General features: G+C 37.2%; 18 protein-coding genes and 1 pseudogene. 15 read left to right on the top strand and 4 right to left on the bottom strand.

What is annotated here, in order from left to right; translation table 11 throughout:
* Positions 1-79: 79 nt before the first annotated feature.
* On the top strand, positions 80-2,710 hold the full coding sequence (locus LCD32_RS16135; protein WP_060781488.1) for a glucosaminidase domain-containing protein: 2,631 nt from the start codon (positions 80-82) through the stop codon (positions 2,708-2,710).
* A 17-nt stretch (positions 2,711-2,727) separates the two neighbouring features.
* Here LCD32_RS16135 and LCD32_RS16130 read toward each other — a convergent pair whose 3' ends face one another.
* Positions 2,728-3,915, bottom strand: a complete 1,188-nt coding sequence (locus LCD32_RS16130) for a CDP-glycerol glycerophosphotransferase family protein (protein ID WP_082181666.1) — start codon at positions 3,913-3,915, stop codon at positions 2,728-2,730.
* Between the two features lie 11 nt (positions 3,916-3,926).
* Positions 3,927-4,697, bottom strand: coding sequence for a WecB/TagA/CpsF family glycosyltransferase (locus LCD32_RS16125; RefSeq protein WP_045033965.1), 771 nt, complete (start codon positions 4,695-4,697; stop codon positions 3,927-3,929).
* A 370-nt stretch (positions 4,698-5,067) separates the two neighbouring features.
* Between LCD32_RS16125 and tagD the strand changes: the two genes are divergently transcribed.
* The 10 genes and pseudogenes from tagD to tagH all read left to right on the top strand — a co-directional run bounded on the left by tagD (position 5,068) and on the right by tagH (position 18,530).
* Positions 5,068-5,457: a glycerol-3-phosphate cytidylyltransferase gene (tagD, locus tag LCD32_RS16120; protein WP_008343212.1), complete on the top strand. Its 390-nt coding sequence runs from the start codon at positions 5,068-5,070 to the stop codon at positions 5,455-5,457.
* A gap of 94 nt (positions 5,458-5,551) precedes the next feature.
* The gene (locus tag LCD32_RS16115; RefSeq protein ID WP_081114197.1) at positions 5,552-7,021 is read left to right on the top strand and encodes an alpha-glucosyltransferase N-terminal domain-containing protein; all 1,470 of its coding nucleotides are present in this window, start codon (positions 5,552-5,554) and stop codon (positions 7,019-7,021) included.
* Between the two features lie 36 nt (positions 7,022-7,057).
* Positions 7,058-8,245: pseudogene (locus tag LCD32_RS16110) on the top strand (CDP-glycerol glycerophosphotransferase family protein); the annotation flags it as partial.
* 286 nt (positions 8,246-8,531) lie between these two features.
* The gene (locus LCD32_RS16105) at positions 8,532-9,746 is read left to right on the top strand and encodes a glycosyltransferase family 4 protein (protein ID WP_224564250.1); all 1,215 of its coding nucleotides are present in this window, start codon (positions 8,532-8,534) and stop codon (positions 9,744-9,746) included.
* Complete coding sequence (locus LCD32_RS16100; RefSeq protein ID WP_224564248.1) at positions 9,743-11,032, top strand: glycosyltransferase; 1,290 nt, start codon at positions 9,743-9,745, stop codon at positions 11,030-11,032. The genes LCD32_RS16105 and LCD32_RS16100 overlap by 4 nt, the downstream gene beginning before the upstream one ends.
* A 14-nt stretch (positions 11,033-11,046) precedes the next feature.
* A complete protein-coding gene (locus tag LCD32_RS16095; RefSeq protein WP_224564236.1) occupies positions 11,047-12,324 on the top strand; it encodes a nucleotide sugar dehydrogenase in 1,278 nt (425 codons plus the stop codon).
* 54 nt (positions 12,325-12,378) lie between these two features.
* Positions 12,379-13,119, top strand: a complete 741-nt coding sequence (locus tag LCD32_RS16090) for a hypothetical protein (RefSeq protein WP_041507855.1) — start codon at positions 12,379-12,381, stop codon at positions 13,117-13,119.
* A gap of 5 nt (positions 13,120-13,124) precedes the next feature.
* Positions 13,125-15,824 carry a glycosyltransferase gene (locus LCD32_RS16085; protein ID WP_224564233.1) on the top strand — a complete coding sequence of 900 codons (2,700 nt, stop codon included), beginning with the start codon at positions 13,125-13,127 and terminating at the stop codon, positions 15,822-15,824.
* A 248-nt stretch (positions 15,825-16,072) separates the two neighbouring features.
* Positions 16,073-16,912: an ABC transporter permease gene (locus tag LCD32_RS16080; RefSeq protein WP_224564231.1), complete on the top strand. Its 840-nt coding sequence runs from the start codon at positions 16,073-16,075 to the stop codon at positions 16,910-16,912.
* A gap of 19 nt (positions 16,913-16,931) precedes the next feature.
* Positions 16,932-18,530 (top strand): teichoic acids export ABC transporter ATP-binding subunit TagH, encoded by a 1,599-nt coding sequence (tagH, locus tag LCD32_RS16075; protein ID WP_224564228.1) that lies wholly within the window; start codon positions 16,932-16,934, stop codon positions 18,528-18,530.
* Positions 18,531-18,556: 26 nt separating this feature from the next.
* On the opposite strand, the gene galU is transcribed toward tagH, so the two are convergent.
* Complete coding sequence (galU, locus tag LCD32_RS16070; protein ID WP_008343198.1) at positions 18,557-19,438, bottom strand: UTP--glucose-1-phosphate uridylyltransferase GalU; 882 nt, start codon at positions 19,436-19,438, stop codon at positions 18,557-18,559.
* Positions 19,439-19,706: 268 nt separating this feature from the next.
* Between galU and wecB the strand changes: the two genes are divergently transcribed.
* Positions 19,707-20,846 (top strand): non-hydrolyzing UDP-N-acetylglucosamine 2-epimerase, encoded by a 1,140-nt coding sequence (gene wecB, locus LCD32_RS16065; RefSeq protein WP_060781486.1) that lies wholly within the window; start codon positions 19,707-19,709, stop codon positions 20,844-20,846.
* A 32-nt stretch (positions 20,847-20,878) separates the two neighbouring features.
* Here wecB and LCD32_RS16060 read toward each other — a convergent pair whose 3' ends face one another.
* Positions 20,879-21,799, bottom strand: coding sequence for a LytR family transcriptional regulator (locus LCD32_RS16060; RefSeq protein ID WP_073412884.1), 921 nt, complete (start codon positions 21,797-21,799; stop codon positions 20,879-20,881).
* Positions 21,800-21,981: 182 nt separating this feature from the next.
* On the opposite strand from LCD32_RS16060, the gene LCD32_RS16055 reads away from it, so the two are divergent.
* Genes LCD32_RS16055 through LCD32_RS16045 form a run of 3 tightly spaced genes read left to right on the top strand, consistent with a single transcriptional unit; the run spans position 21,982 to position 25,951 of the window.
* The gene (locus tag LCD32_RS16055) at positions 21,982-22,305 is read left to right on the top strand and encodes a hypothetical protein (protein ID WP_024719258.1); all 324 of its coding nucleotides are present in this window, start codon (positions 21,982-21,984) and stop codon (positions 22,303-22,305) included.
* 25 nt (positions 22,306-22,330) lie between these two features.
* Positions 22,331-24,439, top strand: a complete 2,109-nt coding sequence (locus tag LCD32_RS16050; RefSeq protein ID WP_224564225.1) for a SpoIID/LytB domain-containing protein — start codon at positions 22,331-22,333, stop codon at positions 24,437-24,439.
* 21 nt (positions 24,440-24,460) lie between these two features.
* Positions 24,461-25,951 carry an N-acetylmuramoyl-L-alanine amidase gene (locus tag LCD32_RS16045; RefSeq protein ID WP_224564221.1) on the top strand — a complete coding sequence of 497 codons (1,491 nt, stop codon included), beginning with the start codon at positions 24,461-24,463 and terminating at the stop codon, positions 25,949-25,951.
* Positions 25,952-26,028 lie beyond the last annotated feature (77 nt).

Below are 26,028 nucleotides of genomic sequence, written 5' to 3'. Positions count from 1 at the left end.
AAGGACTTGAAAGAGACTTGTTTTTGTCGATAAAGAGATTAGTAGACTATTATGCAAAGTTAAGAGAGGGACAGGGACCGTGAAAAAAACCATCAAGATTATGTTACTCGCAGCTGCCTTTGGTATGACATTACACACAGGCAAAGAAGCGCAAGCAGCCTCCTATGTCGATCAATCCATTTATACGATTAGCACCTCAAAAGTATTTACAACAGAAGCAGAAGTCAAAAAAGCGGTTGACACGTTGAAAAAGGATAAGAAGTGGACAGCCACTTATCAAACGTCAGGAAATACATCGACTTATCAGCTAACTGCCTCAGGATATGACTCACAAGCAGCAGCGAGTGCAAGTGCCGCTGCATTAAAAAAAGAGTTAGGCATGAGCGGTACGGTGTCTCCAGTAGGTGACCGCCTTCCTTTACAGAAAATCGTATCTGATCCAATCAACGATGAAAGTCAGGCGAAAAAACTGACGCTCGAGCTGACGAAAACATCAGGACTCAATAGCGCGTATGAAGCTATCAATCAAAGCAGACCATCATATCAGGTCATTTCAGGAGCCATTGATTCTGAAACGAAAGTCAAAAATATTCAAACCGAACTACAAAAACAGGCCGGAGTCACTAGTACATATCAAACCGAAAACAAAGCTGGCACCGTGTATCAGCTGATCTCAGGCAATATTGTCGGACAGAGTAAGGCAAATACCATCCTGCAAGGTTTTCAAAAGGAATCTGGTTTAAAAGCAGTACTCCAAACGGTAGCAGCAGGCAAACCGTATTACATCGTCACATCTGCTGCACAAACGAATCAGTCTAAAGCGCAAACCCTTCTGACCCAGCTGCAAAAAGAAGCGAAAATTAGCGGAAAGATTCAGAAGGCTGGAGCTGTTAAAAATGTATATAGCATGGAATCAGGCTATTTCAAAGACAATAAAGAAGCAGCCTCAGCGGCGGCTCAGATCAAAAAACAAGCTGGTGTGTCAGGTACTGTGCAGCGAGTAGGAAAAACGAAAAATTATATCGTAAAGCTCAATCAATTAAATGACACAACTTACGCAAAAACAGTTGCCTTTTTCAAGAAAAAGAAATGGCGCTATACGTCTAAAAAAATCTCCTCTACACAGCCATATCAAGTAGTGACTGGGAATCTTTTGGGCGATGATCAAGCGAAAAAAGCAACGGCATTTTTCCAAAAGAAAAAAGTATCCGCCACAACGAAAAAAACAGGCAAAGCATCTGACAGCACGTATCGACTTGTTGTGAATCAAGCAACAGATCAGACAAAAGTAAATAAAGGTGCTGCATACTTAAAAGCACAAAAGGTGACAAGCAGCATCACAACAGGCAAGGGACAAGCCGTCAGTAAAGCATACAGCCTAATGACAGCTCCTGTATATGATCAAAGCAAAGTGAAGCAGGCACAAGAGATCATGAAAAAAAATGGAGTTGCTAGCAGTACAAAAACATTAACAGAAGCTGTTAAGCAATACCGTATTACGACAGAGGCAACTGTGAATCAGACAAAGCTGAATCAAGCCTTAAGCTATTTAACCAAACAAAAAATGAAAGCAGCCGCTCAAAAAACGGGAGCAACTGATTATGGTCAATATCAGATCAAAACAGGGGTTATTTCGACTGCTGCCTTAAGAGACCAAGGCATGACATTCTTCAAAAAACGAAATGAACCAGCTGCTTATACAACAACGACAAAACCGGCATATAAAATCAACATCACACAGCAGTTTACAGGGTTACCAAATGCGACTGCGGCCATTGCTTTTGTGAAAAGCCAATACGGCTGGACAGCCACAGCGACCAAAATCAAAAACGGTCCAATGGTGATGCAGACGAATTATAACCTCACAGTCAATGAGATGGTAAACAAACAAATGAAGGTGTCGCCGCAGACAGATGGTGCAGCCTATGTCTATGCGACATATGTAGATCCAGCGACGTCCACAGTGAATACAGACGGGCTAAATGTACGTTCTACACCTGATTCAAGTTCGGCTAGCAACATCGTCGCACAGCTGAACAAAGGGACAAAAGTGAAGCAGCTTGGAAAAGAAGGCAACTGGATCAAGATTAGCCTCGGCTGGAGAAATGCGAGTTCAGCAGAAGTATTAAAATATGTAGACCCAGCGAATATCGCGGAGGGCACTCAATCTTATTTTCAATTTCTCAAACTCTCTGAAGCTGCAAATCTCAATCCGACTGAAGTGAATACGAAGATTTTAGCAGGAAAAGGGATTCTTGCCGGAAAAGGACAAGCCTTTATCACAGCAGCGAAAACGTATCATATTAACGAAATCTATCTCATTTCACATGCATTGCTTGAAACAGGAAACGGCAGTTCCATTTTAGCGAACGGTACGAAGTTTAATGATAAAATCGTGTACAACATGTATGGCATTGGTGCATATGACAGTAACCCGAATTACCTCGGTGCAAAGTATGCGTATGAACAGCAATGGTTCACGCCTGAGGCGGCCATTATTGGCGGGGCAAAATTCATTGGCAACAGCTACATCAATAATGCCACATACAAACAAGATACCATTTACAAAATGCGCTGGTCTGCGACAGCCACTCACCAATATGCAACAGATATTGGCTGGGCTTCTAAACAGGTCACTCGTATGTATAGTTTGTATAACTTACTTGATAACTATACGCTGTATTATGATATCCCCGTGTATAACAAATAAAAAAACGTCCGTGCTTCTTAATGAGAAGCCGGACGTTTTTTGTGTAAGAGCTGATGTTCAATAAAGGAAAGAAGCTGCTGACTTGATTTCCCTTTTGAATATTGATTCCATTCCTCAGCAAAGGTTTTCAATAAGTCTTGATTGGCTGATTCGTTTAGCTGCTTAAGCTCCGTTAAGAGCATATCATGAGTGACGCAAGCCTTTCCTGGAATGATGTCTTCATAACGTTCGACTAAGCCGCGTTTTGTGCGATAAGTCTCTAGATCGTAAGTGAAGAACAAAACAGGCTTTCGGAGCAGCGCATATTCAAACACAATGGACGAATAATCTGTAATCAGGACATCGCATACAGAGAGCAATGGAAAGAGCGGCTGATCGGATGCATCAAAGATCCACTCACCATCTGTTTCTGCTTTGGCTAAATGTTTCACCGCAGGATGAAGTTTGACGAGCAGGATATAGTCACCATTCAGCTCTCTCTGCAATTGTTCTTTAGAAAAAGGTAAGACAAGACCGTCCATTGCAAAGTCCCGGTAGGTCGGCGCATACAGCAGCACTTTTTTGCCTTTTGGAAAAATATCCGTCTGAAAGGAAATAGGGCGCTCATCATAGTACGCATCTGTGAAGGGGACACCTGTTGGCAAAAAACGATCGTCGTTGACGCCAAATGAAGTTTTGAAAATCTCGCGCATGTGATCTGAGCCAGTAACGATATAATCGAAAGACGCATAGACCCGCTTGAAACGCTGCAGATCACGAGAACTACGGTGATGATTTGAAGCGTCTTCAAGACCGAACTTTTTCAAAGCACCATTGGCGTGCCACACTTGAATACAAGTGGTAGAAGGTCTATTTCTTAGCACACTTGTCATCAGAAAATAATTATCTGTGACGACAACTTTGCTTTTTAGCATCGTATAGATACATTGAATGAGATGAAAGGGATTTTTTTCATGAAAATAGCGAAATGACACATGAGGCACGTCCTTTTCTATCACGGAAGCATGCTTCGTATAGAGGACAGTGAGCTTCATTGTCATATTCGCCTGTTGTTGATAAGTATCGATAAGAGCAGCTGCATTCTCTTGGAATGAAACAAGCAGCGTCACCTGATTGTCACGAGGTTTCACGCCGCTCATGAGCCATCCAGCAAAAGAAACAAAAGCTGCATAGCATGAGATGATCATTGAGCGTATATTCATCATGTATCAGTCTCTCACAGCTGCTTCGTCTGATCTTTTACTTGCTCAGGATAGTAGCGCTTTTTCCCTTTGTTTTCTTTTAATACGGCAAAAGCGTACTTTGGGATATTCAGCATTCGTTTCCATCTCCACGGATTGACAATGAGTCTGTACAGCCATTCCGTATTTGTTTTAATCATCCAGCGTGGTGCACGCTTCACCGTTCCGCTAAATACATCAAAGCTTCCACCTAAACCGATGCAAACAGCTTGCGGGAACAAATGACGGTATTCATAAATAAAGTTCTCTTGGTTTGGATAACCTAAAGCAACAAACACCATATCTGCTTTTGAACGAGCAATTTGTTTTGCCACAAATCGTTTATCCGCTTGATAACCATCACAGCTGCCTGCAATCACCACATTCGGATATTCCGTATCAATTCGCTGTTTGACAGCCTCGAGCACTTCTTTTTTCGCCCCATATAAAAAGATACTTTTAGATTGCTTGTTTGCGAGATCAAGCATAGACATGAAAACCTCAAAGCCTGCAATTCTTGATTTCAACGGATGGTTTATAAGACGTGACATCAAGACAACACCTACACCATCAGGTAAGACATAGTCTGCAGAAGAGATGACTTTATGATATGCATGATCCTTCATAGTTGCATAGCCTATTTCTGGATTCACCGTTGCAATCATTGCGCCTCTTCGCTGTGAAAGGTGGTGTTGGTTCATATAACTAATAAATTCGTCTAAGTCGCCATTTACATAAGAAAGGTTAGAGACCACTTCTGTTTCCACTGTATAAACCCCCTTTTTCTTTTTGTTATCTATTGTACGATCATTGTAAATTCATTCTTAACCTACAGATCATTTTATCACAGTTGCTCCATGAAATATTAACAATAACTTTACAATCCTTTTAATTTCATGACATTTTAATAAACAACTAGTCTCTAAAAACGTTGAAATACTGTATTGACGCAGTTTCACTATTCCATCCATTAAATTGGAAATAGTTTGTCTTTACATTTTCTTAACGTTTTTTAGGCATTATGATATAATGAAGTTCCGAAGAGCGAAAAAACATGACCGATGAGAATAGGATTACGGATAAACATTACTGCTTGAAGCAGTCGAATAAGGATGAAGAAAGGAGTTTATGTTTGCAATGAAGAAAGTTATTACTTACGGTACATTTGATTTATTACACTGGGGGCATATCAAGCTGCTAGAGCGTGCAAAACAGCTTGGAGATTACTTAGTGGTAGCCATCTCTACAGATGAGTTTAATTTACAAAAATCAAAAAAGGCTTATCATAGCTACGAGCATCGCAAGCTGATTTTAGAAACCATTCGTTATGTAGATGAAGTCATTCCAGAGAACAGCTGGGATCAAAAAGTCCGAGACGTACAAGAACATGACATTGATGTGTTTGTTATGGGAGATGACTGGGAAGGTAAATTCGATTTCTTGAAAGAGCATTGCGAAGTCGTTTACTTGAAGAGAACAGAAGGTATTTCGACAACACAAATTAAGGAAGAAATTGCTGGACTATAATAGATTGAAAAAAGTACTTCTTATCTTTTGGTGAGAAGTGCTTTTTCATGTAAAATACAATAGCAAGTGATCATTTTTATAAGGAGAGCTTCCTGTGTTTCAAAATTGGATGAAGAAAAAAGGTGAACACACATTGGATCAACCTGAACTAAATGAAACAATGAAATCGGTTGAAATTCCTGACATGGACTACTACTTTATGATGGGGGATGTGCCAAAACAGGACAACACCTTAACGGATTCATTAAACTTAAGATTAAAATCATTGGCTGAGAAGAATAAACGAGCTACCATCTTAACTTTGAATTTTGATGTAAATGTAAAGGGGCATATTCGAAGCCTGGAGGAGAATTTCCACCCTCAAATTTCCATCTTGAATGTATTTGAACACTATATTTTACCGGAGAGCGGGAGTAAAAGGGTTTATTCGGAGTTTATTACAGGTACCGTATTGGAATCGATTAATGAAGTCGTTATATCTGAGGACAACTCAACCGTTCAAGTGACAAGATACGAACTACCTTCTTCCCCCATTCTGTATATAGATCAATTTAATGAAGAACAGCAATTGATGAAACGGGAAGAATACGATATACATGGCGCTTTACGAAGAGTACTTCACTATGTTCCGCATAAGGGTGTCCCTTTTCTGGAAGAATTCATTAGAGATGATAGAAGTATCTACATGGAAACCATATATTCTGGGAGTGCCAAGAAGAATACAGTAAGGCATATTAATTGGTACAAGAAGACAGGCATCACCACATTTGTGAAAAAATCCGATATCGTACAGCAATGGCTATCTGATATTCAAACAAAAAATGAACGCATGAAATTGATGATTGCAGAAGATCGAGAGATAGATCACGATCTGTTTAAAATGGAAAAATCTGATTCAGTATTTTATGCTGCTTTTGTGCATGACGCACACTACGAGGAAAATCCCCGTCAATTGCACACTCATTATGAAGAACTATTTAAACAAATCAGGAAGCAGCAGGTAGATGCTATTTTCTTTTGTCATCCGAAACATAAGGAAGATGTCGAAAAAGTTTTAGGGGAACAATCTTCCTTTTATCTATTGCCACAGGATGATGGTTCTTCTTGGGGAGCAGCTCTTCAGAATATGCTTGATAATCGAGTACTTAAAGAAGAACTAAGAAGTGTTGTGGAACATGTAAGATGGATGTTGCGTGATGTAAGCTCTGAGCATCATGTCCTTCATCTGCAGCTTGAGATGGAAGGCGAAATGAACATTGCGGATCAGGTAGAAATAGATTTTGCAGGATTTGATCGAGTCAATGGTGCTGAAATTATTTCTCAAACCATCAACGAAAATCAACAAGTGATTTTCCCGATTGGTCATTTTCAAACAAAGAAACAGATCGAACTAAATCAAACGAAACATGTCGATTTTTACATCCGAAGCAAGTCAAAAACACATCATCAAGAAGTACTACAGCGTTTAGAAGTGGAAGAAGAACTGCTCACCAACAAACCTTCGTCAATAGATGGGTGGTCTTACCAAACGAAAAATGGTTACTACTCTTGGAAGATCAATTAAAGAACGGACTGTATTCTTTGTGAAAGCATGTGAATGAAAATGAAAAAAATCGTTACAATTTTATATATCATCGTTTTTAAACTCTTGTTTTTGGGTGTCAGTAAACTGCAGCCAAAAAAGAAAACGGTTATTTTTGAAAGCTTTAATGGAAAACAATTCAGCTGCAACCCGCGTGCTATTTTTGAGTATATGAAAGAAAATCACCCTGACTATACGTTGATTTGGAGCGTTAAAAAAGGGTATGAAGCACCGTTTCAAGAAAAGGGCATCTATTATATTCATCGTCTGTCGTTTAAATGGATTCTTGCAATGGCAAGAGCCGAGTATTGGGTTGTAAACAGCCGTTTGCCGCTATGGATTCCAAAACCAGGCCACACAACTTACTTGCAAACATGGCACGGGACGCCTTTAAAACGACTGGCTGTGGATATGGACGAAGTTCATATTCCTGGAGCAAACACGAAGAAATATAAAAAGAATTTCACGAAAGAAGCATCGAAATGGGATTGTCTTATATCTCCTAATGCATACTCGACTGAGATCTTTACACGTGCGTTCCAATTTCAACAGACCATGATTGAATCAGGGTATCCAAGAAATGATTTTCTGTACAATCAGAATAATGAAGGAACGATAAGAGCGCTGAAGCAAAAGATGAACCTGCCTCTTGATAAAAAAATCATCCTCTATGCACCGACTTGGAGAGACGATCAATATTATACAATTGGAAAGTATAAATTTGAATTGGACCTTGATCTGCATGAGTTGAGGTCATCTATCGGAGAAGAATATATCATCATCCTTCGTATGCACTATTTAGTAGCGGAAAACTTTGATCTCGGACCATATGAAGGCTTTGCCTATGACTTCTCTCATTACGAAGACATTCGAGACCTTTATATGATTTCTGACCTACTCATGACAGATTACTCTTCCGTGTTCTTTGATTATGCAAACCTTAGGCGTCCAATGCTGTTCTATGTTCCAGACATCGAAACGTATCGCGACAAACTAAGAGGGTTCTATTTTGACTTTGAGCAAGAAGCACCGGGTCCGCTTGTGAAAGAAACAGCAAGTGTGATTGACTGGATCAAAGAGACAGAGAAATCGACCTTTACATTACCAGCTTCATTCACATCATTTTATGAGAAATTCTGCTACTTGGAGAACGGAGAATCATCTAAGCGAGTCGTAGAGACCATTCTGAATAAGGAAAAAAGATGAAGGGCATAAATCAGGTAACATACTTTCATTGTATGTTTACCGGATTTATGCCCTTTTTGTAACTTTAGTTTTAGATCTTTAAGCCTGTAAATGACAAAATCTCTCTAAAAAAACAAAACTTTTTTAGCGAAATTTGTTGAAAATTAAAAGATTTAAAGTCTTTAGAATCAAAAAGATGTTGTTTTTAAGGCAGCATAAACCTATAATTGTTGTTATAGTTAAAAAATTGTTTAAATATGTTGTGTTTACCAATATCGATTGTCAATTGAAAGTGCAGGGGATTTGATTGTCAAAAAGGATTTTATTAATTTCTCAAAATTTCTACCCTGAAATAGGTAGCGCTGGTAATAGACTCAAGAATATATTTTTGATGCTGCACAGAAAAGGATACGATGTGAAAGTTTTAACAACGGATCCAACTTATCCAGAAAAAAATTTCTATGATTCTCATGACCTTTGGGACGAAGAAGAATTAAATAGTCAGAATGAAAGATTTATAAGAGTGAAAGTAAAAAACAAAAAATATGCTTTTAACTTTTTGAATAGACTTTTCTATTATCTAGAAATAATGCTTAGGATGATCATATTTATTTTTAAGGATAAAAATAAATATGATCTAATTTATGTTACAACCCCCCCGATTTTTGTTGCCTTTGCTGGAATTATTGCTAAATTTAGATATAAGACAAAAATGATTTTAGACATAAGAGACTTGTGGCCAGACTCTTTAAAAGGAGTGGGGATATTCAAAAATCCCATGATCATCGGTTTTTTTAAACTTGCAGAAAAATTTGTCTATTCAAAATCAGATCATATTATCATTAACAGCCAAGGTTTTCAAAAGCATTTACAGGAGCAAGAAGCTAAATTAACGTTCATACCAAACTCTGCAAGGCGTGAAGAACTGCCAGAAATTTCAGTAAAAAACACGAGGAAAGAGTTTAAAGTAGTGTTCGCAGGCAATTTAGGTCTTGCTCAAGATGTGCATGTCTTTCGTGATATTGTTACGAGTTTAAAGGATTATCATATCAGATTTATGATTCTAGGTTATGGAGTCAATAAGAAAGAATTAGAGAGATATATCATTGAAAAAGAATTGAAACACGTTGAATTTATTGATCCATTATCAAGAAAAGAGTGTCTCAAAATGATGGCAAATTGTGATATTGGTATAGCAACGCTTAATCGTTCAGTCATCTTTGAAACGGTTTTGCCAGGACGTATTATAGATTACTTGAGCTGCCAGTTACCTGTAGTGGCTTCACTTTCTGGATATTCAAAAAAATTAATTGAGCAAGAAAATGTAGGTTTAGTAGCTAAAACAAAAACGAGTGACGAAATGGTTTCTCTTATTTTACACTTGTATCATCATCCGGAGTTGGTTCAAGAAATGAAAACAAATTGCGAGAACTTTATTGAAAAGAATTTTTTATGGGATAATAATATTATGATTTTAGATAATGTAATAAAAAATACTATAAAAAAGGTTAATGAAGCATGAAAAAAAATGTATGTATGTTTGTATGGAACCACTTTACCAACGATGCCAGAGTTTTGAGAGAATGTACAGCATTGTCAGAAGACGGATCTGATGTCGATCTAATTTGTATACACGATCCATCAATGCCTGGATTAAAGACATATGAGGAAATCAATGAAAGATTTCGTGTCCACCGAGTTAAAAGGTACCCTCGATGGTTAGTTTTATTTCAGTCTATGCTGACTTTGCTAAAGAAGAAAAAGTATCTTCTACTTCTTCTATTACTAGTGTGGGCTGCGGGTGTTTTTTATTTACCTATTATAACGATCGCCTTCACAATCCTATTTTCATCCTTACTTCTTAAAAAGGTGAGAACATTAATCATTAGATCAAGTATCTTTTTAAGAATGATTGTAAAAGGATGGAATAAAAATTATGATATCTATCATTCTAATGATTTAAATACTTTACCACAGGGTGTTATTTGTGCAAAGTTTAAACTTTTTAACAGAAAAAGACTCATCTATGATTCACATGAAGTTCAAACAAGTAGGACTGGGTATGATAGCAAACTATATGGGAAGATGGAATCTTTCCTTTTAAAGTTTGTTGATCAAATGATAGTCGAAAATCACACGAGAGCCAAGTACAACGAAGACCTATATGGTTTTTACCCAAAAGTCGTTCATAATTATCCGTTCGATCAAAAAAAAGAGATAGAGAAAATAGATTTGCATGAGATTTTAAACATTTCCAAGGATGAAAAAATCCTGTTGTATCAAGGTGGAATTCAAACTGGTAGAGGTTTAGAAAATTTAGTTAAGGCAGCACCTAATTTCGAAGAAGGCATCCTCGTCTTTATTGGAGATGGCCGAATTAAAGAAAGCCTTATGCAATTAACGGAAGACATGAAGCTCACTGATCGAGTGAAATTTTTACCAAAGGTGCCTTTGGAAGATCTCCCTAGGTATACAAAAAATGCTTATTTAGGTTTTCAGGTATTGAATAATGTGTGCTTCAACCATTATTCAGCCTCTTCAAATAAACTATTTGAATATATTATGGCGGGTGTGCCTGTCATAGCATGTGACTTTCCAGAAATTAAGAAAGTTGTTTCAGGTGAAAATATTGGAGTAGTCGTTGACTCTCACGATCCGATTTCAATCGCAGCGGGTGTAAACAAGTTAGTTTTAAATCCTGAATTGCGTCATCAGTACAGTGAGAATTGTCATCAGGCAAGGCTTAAATACAATTGGGAACAAGAAAAAAAATCACTTCTAAAAGTTTATGGACAAATTCAATCATAAGGAGAGTAAAAATAATGAAACTTTGTACAGTAGGTTTGGGGTATATTGGTCTTCCAACTTCAATTATGTTTGCGAAACATGGTGTTAAGGTCGTAGGAGTAGATGTGAAACCGAGTGTGATAGACTCTTTAAATAGTGGAACGATTCATATAGAGGAGCCAGGTCTCCAAGACGCTTTGACTGAAGTTATTAAACTTGAAAAATTTAAAGCTTCTTTAACACCAGAGGAAGCAGATGTCTTTATCATCGCTGTTCCTACACCTAACCGTGATGACATGTATAAATCATGTGATTTAACGTACGTAGAGAGCGCTGTTGAGAAAGTAATTCCATTCCTGAAAAAAGGGAATGTTGTAATTATCGAATCTACTATTGGTCCAAGAAGCATGGATGACGTGATTAAACCATTATTCGAAGAAAAGGGTTACGTTATTGGTGAAGATCTATATCTAGTACATTGTCCGGAAAGAGTTCTGCCGGGTCAGATTCTTCATGAACTAATCTTTAATAACCGGATCGTTGGCGGGATTACAGAAGCTTGTACAGAGGCGGGAGCAAAAGTATACGAAACGTTTGTTCAAGGTGAAATTATTAGAACAAATGCCAAAACCGCTGAAATGTCTAAACTAATGGAAAATACATTTAGAGATGTTAACATAGCACTGGCAAATGAACTTACAAAAGTATGTAATGATCTAGACATTAATGCGCTAGATGTCATTGAAATGGCCAATAAGCATCCACGTGTTAACCTGCATACACCTGGACCTGGTGTCGGCGGACATTGTTTAGCAGTAGACCCGTATTTTATTGTAGCGAAGGCCCCTGAAACAGCGAAAATGATTAACTTATCACGTTCAATTAATACATCTATGCCATACTATGTTGTTGAAAATGTTGAGAAGCTCATGGAAAAAGTAGAAGGAAATAAGGTGACTATTTTTGGACTTACGTACAAAGGTAATGTCGATGATATTCGAGAAAGCCCAGCAATGGAAATCTATCATTTATTAAAAAATCAGAATAAATATGAAATCGATGCATATGATCCACATGTGGATGAGGAGTTTGTCATTAAAAACTTAGAAGAAGCTGTTCAACAATCTGATTTAATTTTGATTCTAACCGATCATCAAGAGTTTAAAGAATTTGATTTTGAAAGACTTGATGGCATGAAAAATAAAATGATTTTTGACACAAAAAATGTTCTGCAAAATCGACACGAACAGTTCACTTATATTAATTTCGGAAATCTCTCTTCTGAAATAAAAAAAGAAGAAGCCTTGGTTTAAATCTGCTTTTCCTTGGTGAATGTAAAGCTTAGATTTTCTTAGAAAGGAGCAGTAATGGATATACCTTCAACAGAAATTTTCAATGTATTTAAAGAAAGTACGGAACAACCAGATAAATGGTTATTAACAAACACTAGGGGAAAAAGAGTCTTTTTTCAATTTGGTTTACAAGAAGAGGGTGAAAAATATTTATCCTTTATCGGTAAAGAAATCATTGAATTCAGTACTTTGTCCAATCAGCCAGACAAAATAGACACAATTGTGTTAGGTAATGCGACTGAATTTATGTCTGATGTAAATCGGTTAGTCGATGATGTGTTACCATTTCTAAATAATGATGGTGTTATGTTGTTTTGGATTAACCATGATCAAAATTCTGTGCAAGTAAAGTCAATAGTATCATTGATGCTTTATATGCATAAAAAGAATTTTCGAATTGAACAAGTCATCAGACCTTTATGGACAGGCTTTATAGCAATTCCTACTACAAACTCTAATGAGATTGATTTTGCTGAAAGTCTGTTGAAGGTTTTGGATCGGCTGAAGAAATCTGATGACACTGAACAAAATCAAAGTAGGGATGTAACTGCTAGCCTGCTAAAAAAATTAGTAGAAGCAAAACAAGAAAAATTAAATCTGATTACAAATGAGAAAAAAGTACTAGAACAAGCTAAGAAGACTGAAAAAGAACTGGACCTAATAAAAAGACGTTATGCAGCTCTATCCTCATCAAAATTAGGTAGGTTGACACTAGCTTACTGGAGATATAAATCTCGAAAAAGAAAGAATAGGTGAATTTGATGGGGAAATTTCAAAAACAGTTATTAGTAAACCAAAAGAAAAGAACGACTGCTAATCAGGAACTTTCTTATTTTAAGCAAATGTTAAAAGCCTTCGAAGAGAATCAAGATTTTAACGAGCTTGAAAAAAGCCTGGAAAATATACCTAATTTCCATGTGCCGGAGACCTTGGTAGATATACAAACTGAAAAGACTCAGACAGTTGAAAACCAAAGGAAAAAAGAGTACCTTCAATATTTAAAAAAGAATCACAAAAAAGGGTATTATGAATCCATAAAATCTCAAATAAATGTTTTGCCTTCTAGCAATGGAACGAGATTTTTTCAGAAGAGTCATGTCACAATTGGAATTATCGCAGATGAATTTTTGTACAAAAGCCTAAAAGATGCAGCCAATTTTATTTATATCAATCAAGATAATTTTGAAGAAGAGGCAGGAAGAATTGATCTATTCCTAGTATCAACTGCTTGGAAAGGATTAGATGGTAAGTGGAAAGGGCTCGGCAATCCTAAAATTAAAAAGGTACGAGACGAAATAAATGCGATTATCGAGCTTTATAAGAGTAAAAGTATTCCTGTAATATTCTACTCTAAAGAAGATCCAGTTAACTACGAGCAGTATATTGACTTAGCTCAACAAGCAGATCATATCTTTACAACATGTAGTGAAGTTCTAGAAGATTACAGAAAAGATTGTCCGAATGCCAGGTCATACGATGTACTAGAGTTCGCTGTAAACCCGTTGTATCATAATCCTATAGGAACCAGAATGAATAGAAGGGATGATATTCTATTCGCTGGGTCTTGGTATCAAAAGTATCCATATCGACAAGAGGATACTCAAGAGTTATTTGAAGGTGTGCTTAATGCCGAGAAAGATTTGACTATTATTGATCGGAACTTCTTCTTGAAATTGGAGCGCCATTTTTATCCAAAAAAATATGTACCTTTTATTGTTGAATCAACAGACCATGAAACGCTTCAAAAAATACACAAGTTATATGATTTCACTTTAAACTTGAATTCAGTAAAATATAGCAAGACGATGTTTGCAAATCGCGTATATGAGTTACAAGCAACAGGAACTATTGTCATTTCAAACTATAGTGTGGGAATTAACAGCAAATTTCCTAATGTGTTTTTAGTGAATACTAGTGAAGAGTTGAAACAATATTTGCTTAAATTGACTAAAAAAGAAAAGTATCAAATTCAAATGGAAGGTGTTCGAACCGTTTTAAAATCCGAAACGGCTTTCCATAGGGTAAACGAATTGATACAAATAGTTAATAATGATCATATAGGACATCTAAATCGAAAAGTCCTTGTTGTAGCAGAGAACCTAAATGAACATGTGATTGAAATGTTTAATAAACAGTCCTATCCTGATAAGACACTTATATCTCAAGATGAAATGTCGGAAGAGATGTATAATAACTATGACGTCATTGCGTGTTTTAGCAATAAATATGAGTATGGACAATTTTATTTAGAAGATATGATAAATGCATTCAAATATACACGTTGTGACTATATTACAAAAGATGCTTATGAGTATAATGGTGAGTTTACGACTGGTGTAGAGCATAATTATGTTGAAAGAATAGAAGACCGGTTTAGGACTGTTTATTGGAGAAAGTCATTCACCTGGGGAGATATTGAAAAGAGTTCAAATACCTCTATTTCCAATGGATATAGTGTTGATCCTTTGGAATTATCAGTGAATGTACGTGAAATCATGGATAATGAACCAACTCAAGAATATTTATTATCTGTTATTATCCCTGTTTATAATAATGGCAGACATCTATTATATAAATGTTTCCAAAGTCTTCAAAGAAGCTCTATATTTGAAAAAATGGAGATTATTTTAGTGGATGATGGGTCGACTGATAATATAACAGATCATATTGTACAGTCCCTTGATAAAGATTTCGAGAATGTCAAATCGTATTTGTATCCAAAGGGTGGAAGTGGTAGCGCCTCTCGACCTAGAAATAAAGGGCTGGAACTTGTGACAGCGGATTGGGTAACATATCTAGATCCAGATAACGAAGCAATTACAGATGGATATAAAGAACTCTTAGATGCTACTTTATCTGAAGAACATGATCTGTTTATTGGTAATATGATAAGGCTTTCTGATAAAAAGGAAGTATTCACTTACTACCCTAATATGATGTCCCTTAATGAGGGAGTAGATCACAGGCAAGGACCGCATTCGGACTTTTTAATAAATGTTGCATTTAAAGCAATGAGTATACAAGCTTTAATTGTAAAGAGAGACTTGTTGATAAAAAATGAACTGAGAATGGTAGAAGGAGCACTTGGCCAAGATACACTATTTTTCCAAAAAATGTTGTTAAAAGCGAAGTCTTTCAAGGTGTTAAACACACCTATCCATATTTATTATGCTATGGTTGAGAACTCTTCAATCAATCGAATCGATAAGAGCTTTTTTGAAAAGTACTTTATATTAGAAAAAGAAAGAATTGAATGGTTAAAGGAAGAAAACCTTTTAGCAGCTTATAAGAAGAAAAAGTTAGAGAAATACGTAGAGAATTGGTATTTGAAAAAGTTCAGCCTTATTCATCAGTATGACAAAAGTGAAGCAAGAGATATATTAAAAGGCATTTTGAATTTATACGAAGGTATGAAATGGAAAAATGATAACATAATAGAGTTTCTAAAAGAAAAAGATTAATTCTAACGCCTTATGGATAACATAAGGCGTTTCGTTCTTTGCAAAACACCAAAAACGGTCTGGGAATTACGTCGCTTAAGTCAATATTTGCTTTAATGAAAAAAGCATTTTGACATATTCGTCATTTAAATGTGAAGACTTTGTATAAGGCGAAAGGTGAAAAGAAGGAATTTTTCTGTTACAATTATGAGCGGTGCTTTTATCAATTTAAAGTCTATTCTATTCAATTAAAATTAAGGAAGATTAGAGTGAATGCATTGTATAAAATTCTAAAAGAGCAGTTTGGTTCAATGCCATTAATTTTAAGGTTAGCTGTATATGAAACCAAATCAAAATATCAATTGAACTATTTGGGCGTTCTGTGGCAATTATTGAACCCACTAATTCAAATTATGGCTTATTGGTTTGTGTTCGGTTTAGGTCTTAGAGGGGCCGGAAGAACCGCAGAAATGGCAGACGGTTCTCATGTAAGTATACCCTTTCTTATTTGGATGTTAGCAGGTTTAATTCCATGGTTTTTTATTAGTTCGACGATTACAGAGGGTGCGAATAGTGTTTTCAAACGCATAAACTTAGTATCTAAGATGAATTTCCCTATTAGTGCTTTGCCTTCAGTAGTCATCACTTCAAATTTATTCAGCTACTTTTTAATGATGGTTATTTATGTGATTATGCTCATAGCAAATGGCATCTATCCTGATATCCACTGGATTCAATATATTTATTATTTTATCTGTATGATTGTGTTTATGTTCGCTTTCAGTCTGTTTAATTCAACGATTAGTGTTCTTGTTCGAGATTATCAACAACTATTGCAATCCTTGACAAGATTACTCATGTTTTTGCTGCCTATCTTATGGGATATTGGAGATAAATTCACGGGTAAGTATGAATGGATTGCGACTACCCTAAAATTAAATCCCTTATATTATATTATTGATGGATTTAGGAAAAGTTTTATTAAAGGAGATTGGTTTTTTCAAGATGTCAAATATACGCTTTATTTTTGGCTGATTACACTTCTTCTTTTAATAGTTGGTTCATTGCTACATTTGAAATTTAGGGATAAATTTGTCGATTTTCTTTAAAAAGTAAGGAGATTATACGATGAAACTAAAGGTTTCGTTTCGAAACGTATCCAAGCAGTATTTTCTATATAAAAAGCAGTCAGATAAAATCAAAGGGCTGTTTTTTCCGAATAAAAACAATAAAGGTTTCTTTGCTGTTCGTAACGTTTCCTTTGATGTATATGAGGGTGAGACAATTGGTTTTGTGGGGATTAATGGATCTGGAAAATCAACCATGTCGAACCTTCTAGCGAAAATCATTCCACCGACAAGCGGTGAGATTGATATGGACGGCCAGCCTTCGTTAATTGCCATATCAGCAGGGTTGAACAATCAGTTAAGCGGGAAAGACAACATTCGTTTAAAATGCTTAATGATGGGTCTGACAAATAAGGAAATTGACGATCTTTATGAAAAAATCGTAGAGTTTGCGGATATTGGAGACTTTATTGATCAGCCTGTAAAGAGCTATTCAAGCGGAATGAAATCCCGTCTGGGCTTTGCCATATCAGCACATATTGATCCAGATATCCTCATTATTGATGAAGCATTGTCTGTAGGAGATCAAACCTTCTATCAAAAATGTGTGAACCGCATTACAGAATTTAAAGAGCAAGGAAAGACGATCTTTTTTGTCAGTCACTCCATTGGTCAAATTCAAAAAATATGCGATCGAGTTGCATGGATGCATTATGGCGAGCTTCGTATGTTTGATGCTACGGATAAGGTTGTAGAAGAATACAAAGAGTTTGTGAATTGGTTCAACAAGCTCTCTAAGAAAGAGAAACAAGAATACCAAATGGAACAGAAGGAAGCTCGAAAAGGAGTACACAAGGCAGAAAAAGTCACTCGTTATAAAGATAGAGGAGAGAAACGTTCATTTTTTGGTCCTGCATTTCAAGTGACCTTTGTTACAATCTTGACGATTTTACTTGCCCTTTCGATGTTTTCAGATCGCCCTCTTCGAACGCTGGCCACCTTTGGTGCCATTACGTTAAATAAAACAGAAGTGCCCCAGTCCACAAGTTCTCAACCGAAGGATACGTCTCTAAAAAAGGTTGATCAACAAGGTATTGTTGTGGAAGATCCATTAACAGTCTATAAAGACCAAGCCATGAAGGAAAAGGCAGACGTCTCGTTGTCGTTTGGACAAGAAGTACAGGCTGTAGGTGAAAATAAAAAAATCGTTCAAATTAAAACAGCAGCAGGAACGTATTTTGTGGAGCCGAAAGCCTTTAAGACGACGGATAAATTGAAGCCATTATCCATCGGACCAGGTCAGTTTAATTCTTATGTATCACCCGCATCTGCGGGTTCGTATGAGTACTTACTTTCTTTCCTTGGAAAAGAAGAGTCTGTGCTGAAGCAAAGAATGCAGACACTTAGCTCGGTCAAAAGTGAACAAGGCGATACCATTGAGCGGCTGACCACTGAGAAAACCGATTATGTGATTGAAAATGGCCATGCAAATACGATGGTGTTCCACGATATCATGCCCATCTCTCCTTCAACACTTGGGCTGACAGAACAAAATGTCTGGATGAATGAAAAACAAACGAAATTCGCAGTAAAAGGCGAAAATCATCTATTTGTTATCGATAATGAACAGCATACGCTGACTGTTTCAGTGAGTAAATAAAAAGCTGCCGATGCCGGCAGCTTTTTTTAATTCACTTCTTCTTTTTCAAGTAGCTGTTTCATAAATGGAATGAGTTTTTTCTTTAGCTCTTCATCTTGTAGGGCAAACTCTAGCGTCGTTTCAATGAACCCTTGCTTCTCTCCGACATCATATCGTTTTCCTTCAAAATCATAGGCAAATACACGCTGGATGTCATTGAGCTTTTGGATGGCATCTGTCAGCTGAATTTCTCCGCCTGCACCAATTTCTTGTTGATCAAGGTACATAAAGATCTCTGGCGTGAAAATGTAGCGCCCTAAAATGGCTAAATTGGATGGTGCGGTTCCTTGCGGCGGCTTTTCAACAAAGTTTTTCACTTGGTAGCGGCGTCCTTCTTGGGTAAGAGGATCAATGATCCCGTAGCGATGCGTATCGCTGTCTGCTACTTGTTGAACGCCGATCACTGATGATAGGGTTTTTTCATATTCATCCATCAGCTGGCGAAGTCCAGGTGTTTCGGCTTGGACAATATCATCACCTAATAAAACAGCAAAAGGTTCATCACCGATAAAGTTGCGTGCGCACCAAACGGCATGTCCGAGTCCTTTAGGTTCCTTTTGACGGATGTAATGAATATCAGCAATATTAGAGGATTTTCTCACTTTTTCTAAAAGTTCACTTTTTCCTTTTTCTTCAAGGTTGCGCTCAAGCTCTGGCGCAAAATCAAAATGATCCTCAATGGCTCTTTTTCCTTTTCCAGTGACAATAATAATGTCTTCAATTCCTGATTCAACAGCTTCTTCAATAATATATTGAATGGTTGGTTTATCAACGATTGGCAGCATTTCTTTAGGCATAGCCTTTGTGGCAGGGAGGAAACGTGTTCCGAGACCTGCTGCTGGTATTATGGCTTTACGTACTTTTTTCAATGAACTTTGCACCTTCCTTACATAGATAACCGATTTAATAATCAATGTTAGTTCTTGGTCGTCTTTATAAAGTGTAACTTACAAATCATAGGAAAGACAAATGATTTCACTAAAAATGATTTTTAGCTAGTTTACATTTTATATGTTAAATGTAAAGGAGGGTGAATGATAACGTTAATTCAATGTAAATTTCTTTTTTATATCATTAAATTTATCCTCCAAATTGTGTATAATTGAAAGTATTATACTAGGAAAGAGGCATAAACAAGTGAAAAAACTAAATGTAATGACTATTTTCGGTACTAGACCTGAAGCAATCAAAATGGCTCCACTTGTCCTTGAACTTAATAAACATCCACAAATAAATTCAATTGTCACTGTCACAGCTCAGCATAGAGAAATGCTAGATCAAGTTCTTGAGGCATTTTCTATTACGCCAGACCATGATCTAAACATCATGAAGCAGCGCCAAACATTATCTGAAATTACATCAAATGCATTGTTGAAACTAGATCAATTATTCCAAGAAGAAAAACCTGATATTGTGCTTGTTCATGGCGACACAACGACAACCTTTGCAGGAAGTTTGGCTGCGTTCTATCACCAAATTTCTGTCGGCCACGTTGAAGCGGGTTTAAGAACACACAATAAATACTCGCCGTTCCCTGAGGAATTGAACCGCCAAATGACAGGCACTATTGCTGACATTCATTTTGCCCCTACGGCTGAGGCGAAGCAGAATCTTTTAGTAGAAAATAAAAAAGAAGAGACCATCTGTGTGACAGGGAATACCGCCATTGACGCCCTGCAAACAACAGTCACAGAACAATATCAACATCCAATTTTAGAGAAGATCGGTTCTGATAAAATGATCTTATTAACGGCTCATCGCAGAGAAAATCTTGGTCAGCCGATGAAGAACATGTTTAGAGCGATTCGCCGTGTTGTCAAAGAATTTGAAGATGTTCAAGTCGTATACCCTGTTCATTTAAATCCTGCTGTTCGTGATGCTGCTCAGACAGAATTCAGTGATCTTGATCGTGTGCACTTAATTGAGCCGCTTGAAGTGGTTGATTTCCATAACTTCGCTGCTGCGTCGCACTTTATTTTAACGGATTCAGGCGGTGTGCAAGAGGAAGCCCCTTCTTTAGGAAAGCCAGTATTAGTGCTTCGTGATACAACAGAACGTCCTGAAGGCGTGAAAGCTGGTACGCTTAAGCTCGCAGGTACAGATGAAGAGACCATTTACAACATGGCAAAACAGCTTCTAGTCGATCAGAAAGAGTACGACAACATGTCAAAGGCGTCTAATCCATATGGTGATGGACAAGCGTCAAAACGAATTGTCGAAGAGCTTCTCCATCGTTATGGTTTAAGTGATGAAAAACCAGCCCCATTCCAATCATAAAAAAGAAGACTACATTCCTGTAGTCTTCTTTTTTACTGCTCCAAACTATCCTTCAATTCCTTCTTCACTTTCGCTAAACTGCTGTCATCAAGCTGATAGTAATAAATATTATTGATTCGTGTGCCTGTTCCCTTTAGTTCGTGCTGTTTCACTTTTTTCCTTGCATCACGATAATCATTCATCATCGTCCACATGTCGTCAAAGGACATATTGGTTTTCATGTTGTTTTCAACGACTTTAAACATATCGCCGAATTTCGTAATAGAGGAAATGTTAGCCCCTTTTGCAATGATGCCTTCGATGACTTGGCGCTGTCTTTCCTGACGGCCGAAGTCACCTTTAGGATCTTGCTTTCTCATTCTTGTATAGGCAAGGGCTTGATCACCGTTCAGGTTAATCTCTCCTGTACCAAATGAATGGCCGTCATAGCTGAAAGCAAACGTGCTGTTCACCGTAATCCCGCCAAGTGTATCGACAATGTCTTTAAAACTTTCCATATTCACTTTCACAAAGTAATCCACAGGTACATCAAGCAGTTCCTCTACTGTATCTGCCGCCATTTGTGTACCGCCGAAAGCGTAGGAGTGGTTGATTTTATCCATTGTGCCTTTTCCGACAATCTTTGTATATGTATCGCGGGGGATACTCACCATCTCAGTTGTTTTCGTTTTCGGATTCACTGTCATGTATATTAATGTATCTGCACGGCCGCGGTCATTCTTTCTTTCATCGACACCCATGACTAAAATGGAGATCGGGTCTTTTTTACTTAAATCGACATCTTTGTCACGCTTATCTGACTTCTTTAAGTTCTCCTGAATGCCTGCGACAGTTGATGCGGCTGTATTCCAAAGATGATAGGCATAGCCGCCCGTTACCAATACAAACAAGCCAATAATAGATAAAATAATCCAAAGTGCTTTTTTCTTATTTCTTTTTCTCTCTGCTCTCATTCTGTCCCTCACCTTTTCTATGATTCTTCCATGATTATAGGTTTACGAATCTTGATAAACAAGTTATTTTTTTACTCTGAACCTAGATATAGACGTTGTAACAAAAAAAAGGTTTCAAAAAACCTTAAATTTACCTTAAAATATTAAGTTATAAGACGATACAAAGACATGAGGTGAAAAAAATGAAGAAAATCGTCGTTTTACCGTTCTTAATACTACTACTAGGTATCGTGCTCACAGCATGTGGAACGGCTGAGCAATCCTCAGGAGAAAACAAGACAAGCAGTTCAACTCCTCAGGTGCTGGAAGAAAAAGCTGAATTTATTGGAATGGCTGATGCACATACAGTCGAAGTGAAAAAAGTGAATACGACCTTAAGCTATGAATTTACGGATAATTTTAAAGATGTATTAAATGAATTTAAACCAGGTGACAAAGTAGAAATCTCTTACTTTATCAATGACAATGGTCAAAAAGAAATTCAGAAGATTGAAAAACAGAAGTAAAAAAAGATGGGCGGGATGAACAAAATTGAAGAAAACAGGCATTACACTTATCGTTCTCATGACAATGACACTACTAATTGCACCTTTTCAGTCTGCCATGGCCAGCTCGACAATTTCAGTGAAATTGTCTAATTATATCGGAAACAAAACAAGCATGGATATTTCAACAACTGGGGAATACAAGCTGTCAGGATCCAATGTTGCTGTGACGAAAAGATATGAGGGGAATAATAGATACGAAGTAGCCAATAGTATTGCTGATGCTGGCTGGAAGAATCCATCAACTATCGTTGTCGTTAATAAGGATGCTTTCGATCATGCAATGACCGTTTCTCCATTGGCTTATAAATTAAATGCACCAATTCTTTATTCTGGTGCTGCGAAGCTAACAAAAGCAACTGAGAACCAAATTAAAAAAATGAAACCCGATAACATCTTAATCATTGGGAATACAAAAAGTATTTCGTCTACAACTGAGAAAACCTTAAAAAAGTACGGGAAGATTAGAAGAATAAGTGGAAAAGATAAATTTGAAATATCTCAAAAAGTAGCCAAAGAGATGGGGAGTTATAAGCAGGCAATTGTTGCTGGTGGGGCTTCCTTTATGAATGGGACATCTATGATCTCTTATGCAGCTAGAAAAGGTTATCCAATCTTATTAACAAAGAAAAATTCAATTCCGACTTATAAGATTCCTAGTAAGGTAATTGTAGTTGGAAGTACAAAAAGCATTAGCGAAAAAGTAGAAAAACAATTAAAAAAGACTTCACAAGTTACAAGAATCAGTGGTGAAAACCGCTATGAACTTTCAGTTAACATCATTAAAAAATTAAAGTTAAATGTAGATAAAGTATATCTTGCTAAAGGTTCTAGCTCAAAATATGCAATTCCTATGTCACTTTTAGCAGCGAAAAACAATCGTACTATGATTTATGTCAAAAAAGATTCTTTCTCTTCTTCTTTAAAGAAACTTTTAAAAGAAAACGGCACACATACATATCATATAGCAGGCAGTTCAAGTGTGCTTTCAGATACGCTCAAAAACGCTTTAGCCAAACAAGTCTATCTGAAAAAAAATCAAAACTACCAATTGAATATTTCTAACGGAAAAATTTCATTAAAAGGCATTAAGACGTATAACACAGTAAGAGTTGTTCCTGAGAAATATTCAACCAAAAATGTCCTTCAAATCGCAGGGAAGCCTTACTTAGGTAACGTCAACTTTGCCATTGAATCAGGATATATCAGGCCGACTAATGAAAATATTCCATTTGAAGACTATCTAAAAGGTGTTGTGCCAAACGAAATGCCTGCAAGTTGGCATGTTGAGGCATTAAAAGCACAAGCGGTTGCCGCTAGAACGTATTCAGTGAAAAGCATTGGAAAAGTCGTACCTGATACAACAGCCTTCCAAGTATATGGAGGATATAACTGGTACACAAATTCGACAAAAGCTGTTGATGCCACAAAAGGCAAGGTTCTAAAATACAACAATCAACTTATTTCAGCCACCTATTATTCTAGTAATGGTGGATACACTGAGGCGAGTGAAGAAGTATGGGGAAATGCACTGCCATACTTAGTCGCCAAGAAGGACACAAAAGATCCTGTCAATGCGTGGACACTGAAGTTGTCTAAAAAGCAATTAGGCACTACGTTGACTGCAAGTAAAGCAGCTTCTGAGTGGTCTAAGGCAAAAGAAGCCAATGCTGCCGACCTTGCTGGTCTAAAATCATGGCTGTTGAAAAATAAAGAAACAGCTGCATCTGACATGAGAATTGCATCTATATCAAGCCTGACATTCTCAGGAAAAACAAAAGGTCAGCGTGCGAAGACCGTTTCAATCAAGTTGAATTACCATCTGAAAAACAAAACAGGTACGTATACAGTGAACAAAAGTACAACGGCAAGTATGAAAATGACAGAGTTTAGAACAGTCATGGGCGCAACAAAGGTGAAAAGTACGTTTGCGTCAGTAAAGAATAATACAAATGATTTCACGATTTCAGGAAAAGGTTATGGTCACGGCATTGGGATGAGTCAATACGGCGCCAAAGCTAGAGCTGAATCTGGAAACTCGTATTCTTCTATACTTTCGTTCTACTATCCAGGTACAAAACTAACAAATTATTAAAGTTAAGGGAGGACACAGAAGATGCGCTCAATGATTAAAACAGCCATCCTCAGCCTCATCGCCATTTTCATTATTGTTCCAACAGCTTCAGCGGACAATTCTGTATCACGAATAGATGGGGGAAATCGTTACTCTTTATCTGTCAATGTGGCGAAAAAAGGTTGGGGAACAGCGAATACCGTTGTGCTAGTAGGGAAAAAAGCTTACGCTGATGCAACAGCAGCTGTCCCTTTAGCGTATCAACATAATGCGCCAGTTCTTTTTACAAATAGTAAAAACCTTTCATCAGAAACGAAGAAAGGATTAACGTCATTAAAAGCGAAAAATGTGATTGCGATTGGAACGACGGCAAGTGTTTCACATAATGTCATCAATCAAGTAAAAAAACTAGGGATTTCAACAAAACGAATTACGGGAAAGAACAGATATGAAATCTCTACGAATATTGCAAAGCAAATGAAAAAACCAGCTGGTGTAGTGGTTGTAGAAGGTCATTCGTATGCGCATGGGATTGCGATTGCGCCATATGCTGCACAAAAAGGTTTCCCAATTTTATATACAGATAAAAAGGGACTTCGTTCTGAAATTTCAACTTTCGCAAAAGCTAGTAATATTAAGCAAACAATTGTGATTGGCGGCGAATCGTATGTTACCAAAGCAGCATACAACAAGCTAAAGTCGCCAACGAGAATAAAGGGCGCTAACCGCTATGATATTGCAGCAAAGATTGTGAATAAGTATAAACTAAGTACGAGCAATACGTATGTTGCGAGAGGATTTGGTTATGCCTCTGCACCAGCAGCTGCTGGAATTGCAGCGAAAGAAAAGAAAGCTCTTTTATTAACAAATGAGAAAACTCTGCCTGTCCATACTCGGTCAATTATCGGCAGTAAAAACATATCGAAATTCACAGTAGTCGGAAATTCAACGACAGTGACGAATACTGTAGCATCTCAATTAAAGAACCCGGTTGTAGGTAAAAAAGTATTCCTTGACCCTGGCCATGGTGCTCAAGATTCTGGTGCTGTAGGATATGGTCTTTATGAGAAAAATTTAAACTTAGACGTAGCGAAGAGAGTGAACACTAAACTGAAAAATGCTGGTGCACTCACTACCATGTCAAGAACATCAGACACATTCGACAGTCTTCAAACACGGGTGAGCAAAGGTGCGTCAGCAAATGCAGATATCTTCATCAGTGTCCATGCGAACTCAAATGATAACAGCAGTGCAAATGGAACTGAAACGTATTATGACAAAACATATGCGGCAACAAACAGCTTGAAGCTTGCGCAAAATATTCAGCCTAAAATGGTCAGTGCATTAGGCACAAGAGACCGTGGCGTGAAGACAGCTGCCTTCTACGTCATTAAATATTCTAAGATGCCAAGTGTTCTCTTAGAAACTGGTTTTGTTTCCAGTCCAGTTGATTCAAATATTTTGAAATCAGCTACTTATAAAGATCGATTAGCGTCAGGTATTTCAAGCGGTGTTTCAGGCTATTTTAGATAAGAAAACATACAGATGAGGGGTGCCGAAGATACACCTCTTAGGCTGCTCGAGAAACGACTCTCGGCAGCCTTTTTTCA

This window comes from Bacillus sp. RSS_NA_20 (assembly GCF_020165915.1).
Taxonomy (GTDB): domain Bacteria; phylum Bacillota; class Bacilli; order Bacillales; family Bacillaceae; genus Bacillus; species Bacillus altitudinis.
The sequence above is the reverse complement of the archived record's forward strand: the minus strand, read 5'-3'. Positions and strand labels throughout refer to the sequence as shown.

What these genes read in the sequence shown, in the direction of transcription:
- tagD (WP_008343212.1), top strand. Translation starts at nt 5,068, where the DNA reads ATGAAGAAAGTTATTACTTACGGTACATTTGATTTATTACACTGGGGG.
- LCD32_RS16095 (WP_224564236.1), top strand. Translation starts at nt 11,047, where the DNA reads ATGAAACTTTGTACAGTAGGTTTGGGGTATATTGGTCTTCCAACTTCA.
- tagH (WP_224564228.1), top strand. Translation starts at nt 16,932, where the DNA reads ATGAAACTAAAGGTTTCGTTTCGAAACGTATCCAAGCAGTATTTTCTA.
- LCD32_RS16055 (WP_024719258.1), top strand. Translation starts at nt 21,982, where the DNA reads ATGAAGAAAATCGTCGTTTTACCGTTCTTAATACTACTACTAGGTATC.
- LCD32_RS16100 (WP_224564248.1), top strand. Translation starts at nt 9,743, where the DNA reads ATGAAAAAAAATGTATGTATGTTTGTATGGAACCACTTTACCAACGAT.
- LCD32_RS16045 (WP_224564221.1), top strand. Translation starts at nt 24,461, where the DNA reads ATGCGCTCAATGATTAAAACAGCCATCCTCAGCCTCATCGCCATTTTC.
- LCD32_RS16130 (WP_082181666.1), bottom strand. Translation starts at nt 3,915, where the DNA reads ATGATGAATATACGCTCAATGATCATCTCATGCTATGCAGCTTTTGTT.
- LCD32_RS16090 (WP_041507855.1), top strand. Translation starts at nt 12,379, where the DNA reads ATGGATATACCTTCAACAGAAATTTTCAATGTATTTAAAGAAAGTACG.
- LCD32_RS16085 (WP_224564233.1), top strand. Translation starts at nt 13,125, where the DNA reads ATGGGGAAATTTCAAAAACAGTTATTAGTAAACCAAAAGAAAAGAACG.
- LCD32_RS16060 (WP_073412884.1), bottom strand. Translation starts at nt 21,799, where the DNA reads ATGAGAGCAGAGAGAAAAAGAAATAAGAAAAAAGCACTTTGGATTATT.